General features: G+C 59.4%; 12 protein-coding genes. 2 read left to right on the top strand and 10 right to left on the bottom strand.

Annotation, left to right across the window (positions count from 1 at the left end):
- Positions 1–716: triose-phosphate isomerase (gene tpiA, locus KHQ28_RS04375; protein WP_211777568.1), on the bottom strand; the 716-nt coding region annotated here is incomplete at its 3' end.
- 109 nt (positions 717–825) lie between these two features.
- Complete coding sequence (locus KHQ28_RS04380) at positions 826–1,428, bottom strand: YiiQ family protein (protein ID WP_002922908.1); 603 nt, start codon at positions 1,426–1,428, stop codon at positions 826–828.
- Positions 1,429–1,540: 112 nt separating this feature from the next.
- Between KHQ28_RS04380 and KHQ28_RS04385 the strand changes: the two genes are divergently transcribed.
- Positions 1,541–1,969 (top strand): DUF805 domain-containing protein, encoded by a 429-nt coding sequence (locus tag KHQ28_RS04385; RefSeq protein ID WP_002922907.1) that lies wholly within the window; start codon positions 1,541–1,543, stop codon positions 1,967–1,969.
- Here KHQ28_RS04385 and fpr read toward each other — a convergent pair whose 3' ends face one another.
- The 7 genes from fpr to gmk form a co-directional block, all read right to left on the bottom strand.
- Complete coding sequence (gene fpr / locus KHQ28_RS04390) at positions 1,970–2,716, bottom strand: ferredoxin--NADP(+) reductase (protein WP_004173895.1); 747 nt, start codon at positions 2,714–2,716, stop codon at positions 1,970–1,972. It lies immediately after the preceding gene.
- Between the two features lie 150 nt (positions 2,717–2,866).
- Positions 2,867–3,877, bottom strand: a complete 1,011-nt coding sequence (gene glpX, locus KHQ28_RS04395) for a class II fructose-bisphosphatase (protein ID WP_004181540.1) — start codon at positions 3,875–3,877, stop codon at positions 2,867–2,869.
- A 48-nt stretch (positions 3,878–3,925) separates the two neighbouring features.
- The gene (gene recG, locus KHQ28_RS04400) at positions 3,926–6,007 is read right to left on the bottom strand and encodes an ATP-dependent DNA helicase RecG (protein ID WP_004889209.1); all 2,082 of its coding nucleotides are present in this window, start codon (positions 6,005–6,007) and stop codon (positions 3,926–3,928) included.
- Between the two features lie 5 nt (positions 6,008–6,012).
- The gene (trmH, locus tag KHQ28_RS04405; RefSeq protein WP_004181538.1) at positions 6,013–6,702 is read right to left on the bottom strand and encodes a tRNA (guanosine(18)-2'-O)-methyltransferase TrmH; all 690 of its coding nucleotides are present in this window, start codon (positions 6,700–6,702) and stop codon (positions 6,013–6,015) included.
- A 4-nt stretch (positions 6,703–6,706) separates the two neighbouring features.
- On the bottom strand, positions 6,707–8,827 hold the full coding sequence (gene spoT / locus KHQ28_RS04410; protein WP_004150214.1) for a bifunctional GTP diphosphokinase/guanosine-3',5'-bis pyrophosphate 3'-pyrophosphohydrolase: 2,121 nt from the start codon (positions 8,825–8,827) through the stop codon (positions 6,707–6,709).
- An 18-nt stretch (positions 8,828–8,845) separates the two neighbouring features.
- Positions 8,846–9,121, bottom strand: a complete 276-nt coding sequence (gene rpoZ, locus KHQ28_RS04415) for a DNA-directed RNA polymerase subunit omega (RefSeq protein ID WP_000135058.1) — start codon at positions 9,119–9,121, stop codon at positions 8,846–8,848.
- Positions 9,122–9,175: 54 nt separating this feature from the next.
- Positions 9,176–9,799: a guanylate kinase gene (gene gmk / locus KHQ28_RS04420; RefSeq protein WP_002922664.1), complete on the bottom strand. Its 624-nt coding sequence runs from the start codon at positions 9,797–9,799 to the stop codon at positions 9,176–9,178.
- Between the two features lie 258 nt (positions 9,800–10,057).
- On the opposite strand from gmk, the gene ligB reads away from it, so the two are divergent.
- Positions 10,058–11,734 carry an NAD-dependent DNA ligase LigB gene (gene ligB, locus KHQ28_RS04425; protein WP_032418267.1) on the top strand — a complete coding sequence of 559 codons (1,677 nt, stop codon included), beginning with the start codon at positions 10,058–10,060 and terminating at the stop codon, positions 11,732–11,734.
- A gap of 5 nt (positions 11,735–11,739) precedes the next feature.
- Here the strand turns inward: ligB and KHQ28_RS04430 are convergent, their stop codons facing one another.
- Complete coding sequence (locus KHQ28_RS04430) at positions 11,740–12,357, bottom strand: trimeric intracellular cation channel family protein (protein ID WP_002922654.1); 618 nt, start codon at positions 12,355–12,357, stop codon at positions 11,740–11,742.
- Between the last annotated feature and the right edge of the window lie 84 nt (positions 12,358–12,441).

Genomic DNA, 12,441 nt, shown 5'->3' on the forward strand with positions numbered 1-12,441 from the left:
GCTTTCAGGGAGGCGCCGCCAACCAGCGCGCCGTCGATGTCCGGCTGGGTGAACAGCTCTGCGGCGTTGCCAGCGTTAACGGAACCGCCGTACTGGATGATCACTTGCTCAGCGATTTTGGCGTCAGCTTTAGCAATGTGGTCACGGATGAATTTGTGCACCGCCTGCGCCTGAGCCGGGGTCGCTGATTTGCCGGTACCGATAGCCCATACTGGTTCGTAAGCGATAACCACGCCTTCGAAAGCGGCAGCGCCCTGGGTTTTCAGCACGGCGTCGATCTGACGCGCGCAAACTTCTTCCGTTTTGCCCGCTTCGTTTTCGGCTTCGGTTTCACCGATGCACAGAACCGGGGTCAGACCCTGCTCTTTCAGCACGGCGAATTTCTTCGCGATCAGCTCGTCGGATTCTTTGTGGTAGGTACGACGCTCGGAGTGGCCGATGATGATGTACTGCGCGCCGATATCTTTCAGCATTTCGGCGGAGGTTTCACCGGTGAATGCGCCGGACAGATTCACGTCAACGTTCTGCGCGCCCAGGTGAATGTGGCTGCCTTCTGCCGCGCGCTTAGCCAGGTCCAGATACATTTCCGGCGGGGCGATGGCAACTGCACAGCCGCTTACGCCAGCCAGCTCGGTACGCAGGTTCGCAACCAGTTCGTTTACCATGTGGCGGCTGCCGTTCAGTTTCCAGTTACCCATCACTAAAGGATGTCGCATTTTAATTCTCCACGCTACTTAAGCGAATTAAGGAATATAGCCGCCCCAGAGGGCAGCATGGTCTGTGAAACAGTATAGAGACTCGTCACTGGAAAGGCTTTGCTTTTTGTCATTTATTGTTACCTTCCAGCGTTTCAGATAGCGCCAGCTTAATCGGTTCAATGGCGAAGGTCAGGCCCTTTTCCCCATGATCTGCCACCACATAGCGCACGGCGCCTTCGGTATCGGCGAAGTAGCGCTTGCCCTTGCCGGCGGCCAGCAGTTTCTGCAGTTTTTGCTGGCTTTGCGCCTGGCTAAAAGTCGGCACGAAGGCGCGGATCATGGCGCTCATATACTCCAGCGCTTTGGTCCTGGCCGCCTTTTGCTCCGGCCCCTGGATCGGCAGCCAGGTGATCTGCATGGATTTGATCTTCAGCGTGCCGCGCTCCAGCGCGGTGGAGGCATAGAGATTTTCGTTAATTTTGCTGGCGGCGCGGGTCAGGTTAGCCCGATCGCGACTGGTGGCGATGGAACGGAATTCGTTCAGAGGCAGCTTTGGGTTATCGGCGTTGAATTTCTCGCGGAACTGACTGATCGACTGGTCAAAGCTCGGCGCGCCGGCGAGCAGGTAGGGCGCTGCCGCGGTCGTCGATTCGCTCTCTGCGGACAACGCGTGCGGGCCGACGGCAAGGCCCATCAGCCCACTTAACCACAAAATTGTCCACTTCTTCATGCCCGTCGTTCCTTTTTTTGCCTGCTGACGATTAAATCGGGAAGCGCGGCGCTTGTCAAAAAGTCACGACGCCAGGGTAAACTACGCAGACGATGATGATAAGGAAAAACGCATGACCCTACAGCAGTGGTTATTCTCAATTAAAGGGCGCATTGGCCGCCGCGATTTCTGGATCTGGATTGCCATCTGGCTGGTGACCATGAGCGCCCTGTTTACCCTGGCAGGCAGCAATCTGCTCAACCTGCAGACGGCGGCGTTTATTATCGTCTGCCTGCTGTGGCCGACGGCGGCGGTGGTGGTCAAGCGGCTGCACGATCGCGGCAAATCCGGGCTGTGGGCGCTGCTGATGGTTCTGGCGTGGATGCTGCTGGCGGGGAACTGGGCGATGTTGCCGCAGGTCTGGCAGTGGGGCGTCGGGCGCTTTGTGCCGACGCTGATTATCGTCATGATGCTGATCGACCTGGGGGCGTTTGTCGGCACCCAGGGCGAGAATAAGTTCGGCAAGGAGACCCAGGACGTGCGCTGGAAAGCGGACGCCTGATTACCAGTAGTGCTCCGCCGTCATATGGCCCGGCCGGCGACGCAGATGTTTGGTCATCTGCCGGGTCTCTTTTAACAGCTGTTGGGTATCGCGCACCATTTGCGGGTTGCCGCACAGCATCACATGGCTGGTGTCAGTGGTCATCGGTAGGCCGACGGCCTCTTCCAGCGCGCCGGTTTCAATCAGAAACGGCACCCGGCCGGTCAGCGAGCCTTCCACGGTTTCGCGGCTGACCACCGTCTGGATGCGTAATTTACCGGCATAGCGCTGCTCCAGTTCGCGCATTAGCGGCAGATAGCTCAGGTCCGCGGCGTAGCGGACGGCGTGGACCAGCACCAGGTTATTAAAGCGCTCAAGGTCCTTGCCTTCCTGCAAAATTGACAGGTACGGCCCGAGGGCAGTGCCGGTCGCCAGCATCCACAGGGTATCGCAATCCGGTACTTCCTCGAGGACGAAGAAACCTGCCGCTTCACTCACCACCAGGACTTCATCGCCCGGCTTCAGCGCCGCCAGACGCGGGCTCAGCTTGCCTTCCGGGACGGTGACCAAATAGAACTCAAGATCGGGATTGCCGGGGGCGTTGACGTAGGAGTAGGCGCGCTGCACGCGTTCGCCGTCGATTTCCAGCCCGAGCTTGGTAAATTGCCCGGCGGTAAACGGATGAACAGGCGCCCGCACGTATAAACTGAACAAGGCGTCCGTCCAGTACTCCACTTTTGTCACTTTGCCGCTAACCCAGTCCGCCATCGTCTTCTCCTGTTGCCAAGCGATGCCTTATCTTCGGTCCAGACGAGCCAGATTTCCACCCCGAAGGCGCAAGAAAGCTCTATTGATCAAATATAAACGAAGAACAGGGCAACCGCCTGCGGACGGTTGCCTGGGAGAGAAAAAGCGGTATTACAGGATGTGCTGCTGAATGTCCGGATCTTTACGGTCGAGGTAATGAATCGACTGGATACGACGGATAGTGCGCGACTTGCCGCGGATCAGCAGCGTCTCGGTGGTGGCCATATTGCCCTTGCGGGTGATTCCGTCCAGCAGATCGCCTTTGGTGATCCCGGTGGCGGAGAAGACGACGTTATCGCTGCGCGCCATTTCATCCAGACGCAGCACTTTGCCCGCTTCAATGCCCATGGTTTTGCAGCGCGCCAGCTCATTTTCACCGATGCGGCGGTTCTCTTCGTTATCGCCCTTCACGTGGTGGCGAGCCAGCAGGCGCCCCTGCATATCCCCGTCGAGGGCGCGGATCACCGCGGCGGAAACCACCCCTTCCGGCGCGCCGCCGATGCCGTACAGTACGTCGACTTCGCTATCCGGCATGCAGGTGAGAATAGAGGCCGCGACGTCGCCATCGGGAATAGCGAACACGCGCACGCCCAGCTGCTGCAGCTGGGCAATGACCGCGTCGTGGCGCGGTTTCGCCAGCACGGTGACGGTCAGCTCGCCCAGCGGCTTGTTCAGGGCGCGGGCGATATTGTGCAGGTTCTCTTCCAGCGGCAGATTAAGGTCGATAGCGCCTTTAGCGCCCGGGCCGACGATCAGCTTTTCCATATACATATCCGGCGCGTTAAGGAAGCTGCCCTTATCGCCGACCGCCATCACCGCCAGGGCGTTGGCCTGGCCCATCGCCGTCATGCGGGTGCCTTCGATGGGATCGACGGCGATATCTACCGCATCGCCCTTGCCGGTACCCACTTTTTCGCCGATATAGAGCATCGGCGCTTCATCGATTTCGCCCTCGCCGATGACGATGGTGCCGTCGATATTGACGAGGTTAAGCATAATGCGCATGGCGTTAACCGCTGCGCCGTCGGCGGTATTCTTATCGCCGCGGCCCAGCCATTTATAGCCCGCCAGCGCGGCGGCTTCGGTGACACGCGAAAATTCGATGGCCAGTTCTCGTTTCATAATCCACTCGTTGTGTAGAAAAGTTGCCCGCAGCGCGGCAGAAGCGCGCTACGCGTTGGAATAGCGTTCGGTTTCCGGCATCCAGCGCTCGATAAGCGCCTGGGCCTGCAGCGGATAGCGTTCATGAATGTGGCGAGCAATGCGCTGGACATCGGGGATCATCGCCTGATCGCGCAGTAAGTCCGCCACTTTAAATTCGGCGTTGCCGGTCTGGCGGGTGCCGAGCAGCTCGCCGGGACCGCGAATTTCGAGGTCTTTCTGGGCAATGACGAAACCATCGTTGCTGTCGCGCAGGACCTGCAGACGTTTCTGCGCCGTTTTGGAGAGCGGCGATTTATAGAGTAGCACGCAGTGGGAAGCGACCGCGCCGCGCCCGACGCGCCCTCTGAGCTGATGCAGCTGCGCCAGACCCAGACGTTCCGGGTTTTCGATAATCATCAGGCTTGAGTTAGGCACGTCGACGCCGACTTCAATCACCGTGGTGGCTACCAGCAGATGCATCTCGCCCTGCTTGAAGGCCTGCATCACCGCCTGCTTCTCCGCCGGTTTCATCCGCCCGTGGACGAGGCCGATATTGAGCTCCGGCAGCGCCAGTTTGAGCTCTTCCCAGGTCGCTTCCGCCGCCTGGGCTTCCAGCAGATCGGACTCTTCAATTAGCGTACAAACCCAATAGGCCTGGCGCCCTTCGTGGGTGCAGGCGTTGCGTACGCGGTCGATAATATCGCTGCGCCGGGTGTCCGGGATGGCGACGGTGGTCACCGGGGTTCGGCCCGGCGGAAGCTCGTCGATAATCGAGGTGTCCAGATCGGCGTAGGCGGTCATCGCCAGGGTGCGGGGGATAGGCGTGGCGGTCATGATCAGCTGATGCGGGTGGAACCCCTGCTGCTGACCTTTTTCCCACAGCGCCAGCCGCTGATGCACGCCGAAGCGGTGCTGTTCGTCGATAATCACCAGCGCCAGGCCGTTAAACTGCACCTGCTCCTGGAAGATGGCGTGAGTGCCGACAATCATCTGCACTTCGCCGCTGGCGATAGCCTCCTGCTGCGCCTGACGGGCTTTGCCTTTCTGTTTGCCCGCCAGCCAGCCGACTTCTATGCCCAGCGGTTCAAACCAGCTGCGGAAGTTATTGGCGTGCTGCTCGGCAAGCAGTTCGGTGGGCGCCATCAGCGCCACCTGTTTGCCGTGGACGATAGCGCGCAAGGCGGCCAGGGCAGCGACCAGCGTTTTACCGGAGCCAACGTCGCCCTGCACCAGGCGCATCATCGGCACGTCCAGCGCCATATCGTGTTCAATCTCGGCGGTAACCCGCGCCTGCGCGCCGGTGGGCTTAAAGGGCAGGGAGGCCAGCAGTTGGTTTTTCAGGGTATCGTTGGCGCCGAGCGGCAGGGCGTGATAGCGCTGGGCGCCTGCCCGCAGCGCCAGCATGCTGAGGTTATGCGCCAGCAGCTCTTCCAGAATCAGACGCTGCTGCGCCGGGTGCTTGCCGCTTTCCAGCTCGCTAAGTTGCAAGGAGGGAGGCGGGCGGTGCAGCGTACGCAGCGCCTCCGGCAGGCTCATCATCCCCTGCGCCAGCTCCGGCGGCAGGAGTTCGCTAATCGCGCAGGTTTCCAGGAGCTCAAGCGCCTGATCGGTGAGCTTGCGCAGGGTCGCCTGCTTGATGCCTTCGGTGGTCGGATAGACTGGGGTTAACGTTTCCTGCAGCTCCGGGGTGCTCATATCGCCCTGGACGCGATATTCCGGGTGGATCATCTCGGCGCCGTACTTCCCGCGTTTGGCTTCACCGTAGGCCAGCACCCGACGACCGGTCGCGAGGCTGTTTTTCATCGCCGCGTTGAAGTTGAAAAAGCGCATGGTGAGGATGCCGGTGCCATCGCTGATCTGGCAGGTCATCATCCGCCGGCCGCCGAAGGTGATATTGCTGTTGAGCACTTCACCTTCCACGGTGGCATAAACTCCGGGAAGTAGCTCGGCTATCGGGTAAAGATGGGTGCGATCTTCGTAGCGTAAAGGCAGGTGCAGCAGCAGATCCTGTACCGTATGCAGGCCAATCTTCGCCAGTTTGCTGCTCTGCGCAGCGCCCACACCGGTGAGTGAACTGAGCGGAACGGCATCTAACAGGCGGCCTGACATTGGGTTTACCTCGCAGCCTGCATGGTAGCCCACCACGCGGCATCGGCTTCCACTTCGCCCTGCTCGTTAACGTGGGGGTAAGGCAGACCTTTTTGTCTGGCGACGCGGGCCAGCACCGGATAGCCGCCTTCGAACAGCAGGCGCTGCTGCTCTTGCGGCGGCAGCATGCTGTTGGCGCGTTGGTACATCCCGGCATTCTGCCGCTGGCGCTGCGCCTCGTAGAGGATCAGCGCCGAGGCGACGGAAACGTTCAGCGACTGCACCATGCCGATCATCGGGATAATGATGTCCTGATCGGCCAGCGCCAGCGCTTCCTGGGTGATGCCGGTTTTCTCCTGGCCCATCAGGATGCAGGTTGGACGCGTATAGTCGATTTCACGAAAATCGATGGCTTTGTCGGAAAGGTGAGTGGCGAGAATTTGCATGCCCTGACCTTTCAGGTGGCCGACGGCATCTGCGATAGTGCGGTGGGTTTTAACCTGCACCCAGCTGTTGCTGCCCGCGGCGGCGGAGGCCATGGTACGCATCCGGCTGCTCGGCCAGACGGCATGCACTTCGTGTACGCCAACGGCATCTGCGGTCCGGATGACCGCAGAGACGTTATGAGGCTTATGGACCTGCTCCATGCAGACCGTCAGGTCAGGCTGACGCCTGGCGAGCATCTCGCAGATACGCTCGTAGCGCTTTGAGTTCATAAAGCTAGTTTCGGTTACGGGTGACTTTAATCACGTCCGGCATGACGCGGATTTTGCGCATGATATTCGCCAGATGCACGCGGTCGCGCGCGGTCAGGCGGATAAAGGCGCTGTATACGCGGCCATCTTTCTCTTCCGTATTCAGGCTCTGGATATTGGAAGACGCGGTGTTGATCGCCGCCGTCAGGTTAGCCAGCGCGCCCTGGTGGTTAAACATGTCCACCTTGATTTCGGTGATGAACTCCTGAGCGGTCTCTTTATCCCACTCAACCGCCATAAATTTCTCCGGCTCTTTCTGGTAGCCGCGAATGTTACGACAGGATTCATGGTGGATAACCAACCCTTTACCCGGGCTGACGTGGGCGATAATCGGGTCACCTGGAATTGGACGACAGCACTTGGCGAAGGTGATCAACACGCCATCGGCGCCTTTGATTGGCAGATGACCGTGGTTCGACGCGTTAGCCGGTACCGGCGCCGCAGCGGCTTCGCCCTGCTGCAGGTTTTTTGCCACCACGACGCTCATGGCGTTGCCCAGACCGATCTCTGCCAGCAGATCGTCAAGCGAGGCCAGCTTCATGCGATCGAGTTCGCGCTGGATATTCTCCGGTGGGATCTCGGCAAGTTTGCGGCTTCCGCCCAGCGCGTGATTGAGCAGACGACGGCCAAGGCTGACCGAATCGTCGCGCTTAAGGTTTTTCAGCAGCTGACGGATCTTGGCGCGCGCTTTCGAGCTGACGACAAAGTTCAGCCAGGCGGCGTTCGGGCGAGCGCCCGGCGCGGTGATAATTTCGACAGTCTGACCGCTGGAGAGCGGCTGCGACAGCGGATAGGGCTGACGGTCGACGCGCGCGCCGACGCAGGCATGACCGATATCGGTATGCACCGCGTAGGCGAAGTCCACCGGCGTGGCGCCGGCAGGCAGTTCGACAATGCGCCCTTCCGGGGTGAAAACGTAAATCTCATCGGGGAACAGATCGGATTTTACGCTCTCGATAAATTCAAACGAGCTACCGGCGCTCTGCTGCAGCTCCAGCAGGCTTTGCATCCAGCGCTGAGCGCGGATCTGCGCGGTGGTGCTGCTTTCGCCGCCGTGCTCTTTATAAGCCCAGTGCGCCGCTACCCCCATCTCCGCCATCTGGTCCATGTCTTCGGTACGAATTTGTACCTCGACCGGGACGCCGTGGGGGCCGATCATCGAGGTGTGCAAAGACTGATAGCCGTTAGCTTTCGGAATGGCGATATAGTCTTTAAAACGACCCGGACGCGGTTTGTAGAGGCTGTGCATCTGGCCGAGCACGCGATAGCAGATATCAGCATCATGGACGATAACGCGGAAGGCGTAGATATCCATGATCGAGTGAAAACGTTGCTCTTTGAGCACCATTTTACAGTAGATGGAGTATAGATGCTTCTCGCGACCGCTGACGCGGCAGGGGATCCCCGCTTCCTGTAAACGCCCTTCGATTTCGGAGAGGATCTTTTGAATCATCTCCTTACGGTTGCCGCGCGCCGCTTTGACCACCTCTTTAATGACGCGGTAGCGGTTAGGGTACAGCGCTTCAAAGCCCAGCTCTTCGAGCTCGGTTTTGATGTGATGGATACCTAAACGGTGCGCCAGCGGGCTGTAAATTTCCAGCGTTTCGCGGGCGATGCGGCGGCGTTTATCCGGGCGCAGCGAGCCCAGAGTACGCATGTTGTGGGTGCGGTCGGCAAGTTTGATGAGGATGACGCGGATGTCCTGCACCATCGCCATGATCATTTTGCGAAAGTTTTCGGCCTGCGCCTCTTTCTTATCGCGGAACTTGAGCTTATCAAGTTTCGACACCCCCTCTACCAGCTCGGCGACGCTTTTACCAAAAAGCTGTTCCATGTCCTGGTAGGTGGCGGGGGTATCTTCAATCACATCATGCAGCAGCGCGGCCATCAGCGTTTCATAGTCGAGCTTCATCTCGGCCAGAATGCAGGCTACCGCGACCGGGTGCGTGATATAGGGTTCACCGCTTGAACGTGTCTGACCCTCGTGAGCGTCACGTGCAACGAGATACGCCTGCCGCAGACGCTTAATCTGGTCTTCCGGCAGGTAGTTTTGAATCAGCTGATTCAGGCTTTCAAACAGATACAAGGGCGACCCGCTGTGTGATTAACGACGACCTTCAGCAATCGCGGTAACGGCTTGTAATTCAGCGGCTTCCTGCTCTTGCTGTTCCTGGCGCTCACGTACGTCGAGGATCTGGTTGTTGATCAGACCTTCTTCGATTTCGCGCAGTGCGATAACGGTGGTTTTATCGTTTTCTTCCGGTACCAGCGGATCCTTTCCGCCAACCTGCATCTGACGAGCGCGACGCGCGGCGACCAGTACCAGGTCAAAACGGTTACCAATTTTCTCTACAGCGTCCTGAACAGTTACGCGTGCCATACTTAAAATGCTCCACAGGTGAAGAAATGACTGGGCATGATACTGAATGTGGGTTCAGTCTGCCAATAGTTTGGTGATTAAAGCGCCATGTCGCTGCTTTTGGCGGCTCATGCGCAGACGTTCAGCGCGGATGATATTTTTCAGGTCGCTCAGGGCGGTGTCAAAATCATCGTTCACAATCAGGTAATCATATTCCGCGTAATGGCTCATTTCCGCAACGGCCTGGGCCATCCGTTTCGCGATCACCTCTTCGCTGTCCTGGCCGCGGCCGCGCAGGCGACGGTCCAGTTCATCTTTTGACGGCGGCAGAATAAAAATACTGCGCGCGCCGGGCATGCTTTTACGGATCTGCTGCGCGCCTTGCCAGTCGATATCGAGGAAGACATCGACGCCGGTCGCCAGCACCTGCTCGATCGCTTTACGCGACGTGCCGTAATAGTTGCCAAAGACCTCTGCATGTTCCAGAAACGCGTTTTCGCCAATCATCGAGCGGAATTCGTCGTGATTCACGAAGAAATAGTGTTCGCCGTGCACTTCACCCGGACGCGGCGCCCGCGTGGTATGGGAGACCGATACCTGGGTGTCATACAACGGTTGGGTTTTTAATAAAGCCTGAATCAGGCTGGATTTACCCGCGCCGCTAGGGGCGGAAACAATATAAAGCGTGCCTTGAGCCATGAGTGTCTTTTGTATGTGGTTATCGAAAGAGGTCCTACATACGAGCCTATTATACACGTCGCCGCGGCGTGACGCAGTCATTGTCACACTTTTTGCCGCTGTTTCTTTCATTTTGCCTGCCGTTTTCCTGAATTCGCCAGCCGTTGCTGCAATGAGGCGTAAATCCTGGAAGGCGCTTCGCAAGGCGAAAAAGCTTCCGTCGCGGCTCGCGGCATTCTGCAGCAGACTCTCCGCGAGGTGATGGAGGAGGGGACTGCAATGCGTAAAGGAGGGTGGTGGCTGGCGTTAGGGATGTTCTCTGCCAGCGTGCTGGCGACGTGTCCGGACTGGCCGCCGGCCAGAGGAAGGCAGGAGACATCACGCCTTCATCAGCAAATTGTCGCCTGGAAAGAGGCTTACTGGCGGCAGGGCGCCAGCGGAGTGAGCGATGACGTTTACGACCAGCTCACCCTGCGCCTGGCGCAGTGGCGACAATGCTTTCCGGGCGCGACGCCTGAGGATGACGATCTGCCTCCGCCCACCGGCGATGCGCGTCATCCGGTGGCCCATACCGGCGTGCGCAAGCTGGCGGATGAGGACAGCGTTGCCCGCTGGATGAAAAATAAATCCGACCTGTGGATACAGCCTAAAGTGGACGGCGTGGCGGTGACTCTCGTTTATCGCCAGGGGCGTCTGGTTCAGGCCATTAGCCGCGGCGATGGTCTACGCGGTGAGGCATGGACCGCCCGAGCGCGGCAGATCCCGGCGCTGGCGAAAGTGATGACCGGTGAACTGGCCGACAGCGTACTGCAGGGGGAACTGTTTCTGCGCCGGGACGGCCATGTCCAGCAGCAGGCCGGGGGGATGAATGCGCGGGCGAAAGTCGCCGGGTTGATGATGCGAGCCGACGCGGCGGCGGCGCTCAGCCAACTGGACGTCTTTATCTGGGCCTGGCCAGACGGTCCGTCCGATATGCGCCGTCGTCAGCAGCTGCTGGCGCAGGCGGGGTTTAAGTACAGCGGACAATATACCCATCCGGTGTCGCGCATCGAGCAGGTGGCGCAGTGGCGCCAGCGCTGGTATCGCTCGCCGCTGCCCTTCGTCAGCGACGGTGTGATTGTGCGCGAAGGACGCGAGCCGCCGGGGCGAGTCTGGTCGCCCGGAAAGGGCGAGTGGCTGGCAGCCTGGAAATATCCTCCGGCATCGCGGGTGATGCAGGTACGGGCGATCCGTTTCAGTACCGGCCGCAGCGGCAGACTCAACGTGGTGGCCGAGCTTGAGCCCCAGCGGCTGGATGATAAACGCGTGCAGCGGGTTAACGTTGGCTCTGTGTCCCGCTGGCAGATGCTGGATATTGGGGTTGGCGATCAGCTGCAGATCAGTCTGGCAGGGCAGGGTATTCCTCGGGTCGACGCCGTCGTCTGGCGGACGGCCGAGCGCCATAAACCGACGCCGCCGCCGGCGAAATTTAATGCGCTAACCTGCTATTTCGCCACCCCTGAGTGCAGCGAACAGTTTCTTTCCAGGCTGATCTGGTTGTCATCAAAGTCCGCCCTGAATGTCGATGGCGTGGGGGAAAATTTATGGCGCGTCATTCAGCAGCAAAACCCAATGACGCATATCTTTTCCTGGCTGGCGCTTACCGTTGAGCAGCTGCAGGCGGTGCCAGGGATTTCCGCCGCCCGCGGGCAGCACCTCTGGCATCAGTTTGATCTCGTTCGCAAACGACCTTTTATCCGCTGGGTGCTGGCGATGGGGATCCCGGTGCCGCAGGGGGCGCTGGCGCAGCTCGAAAGCGAGAACTGGCATTTGCTGGCGGCAAAAAGTGAAGCGCAATGGCGCACGCTGCCGGGCGTGGGGGAGATCAGAGCCCGCCAGCTGGTGGCTTTCCTGCACCATCAGGACGTGGTGGCGCTGGCGCAATGGCTTAGCGGGCAGCGCATCCCCGGATTTTAAGGCGGTTAGTGGGCGTCATGGGTGTAGTGGAAGACCGGTAGCCCCAGTTTCCAGCGCAGCGCCAGCATGCGGGCGGTAAAGCCGAACAGCAGTGTAGCCAGCACCACCACATCGTGGCTGCTGACGTAATGTTGCAGAGCAATATAGAGTACGGCTGCGGCAAAGGAGATCCCGGCATACAGCTCTTTCTGGAAGACCAGCGGAATGCGTTTGCAGAACATATCGCGCAGTACGCCGCCGAAGACACCGGTGATCACGGCGGCAATAGAGGCGATAACCGGGCCTTCGCCCATGTCCAGGGCGATCTGCGCGCCGATGATAGAAAACACGATCAGCCCCAGCGCGTCCAGCACCAGAAACAGCCGACGAAGGTGCGGCATCACCGGAGCGGCAATGGTCGTGAGGACGGCGGCGACGGCGACAATGATGACATATTCGGGATGCTTCACCCAACCAAGAGGATAGTGCCCCAGCAGGATATCGCGAACGGAACCCCCGCCCAGCGCGGTCGCAGTGGCGATAATGATGACGCCAAACGTATCCATCCGCCGGCGCCCGGCAGCCAGTGCGCCGGTCATGGCTTCCGCGGTGATACCGATTAAATACAGAACATGAAGCAGCATAGATCCCCCCAGGTAATGGCGGGCAGGTTAACGATTTGTGCGCAGGATCACGATTGAGATTTTCTAAAGCGAATCATTTACGCC

This window comes from Klebsiella sp. 28, from assembly GCF_018223905.1.
In the GTDB taxonomy this organism is placed as follows: Bacteria; Pseudomonadota; Gammaproteobacteria; order Enterobacterales; family Enterobacteriaceae; genus Klebsiella; species Klebsiella pneumoniae.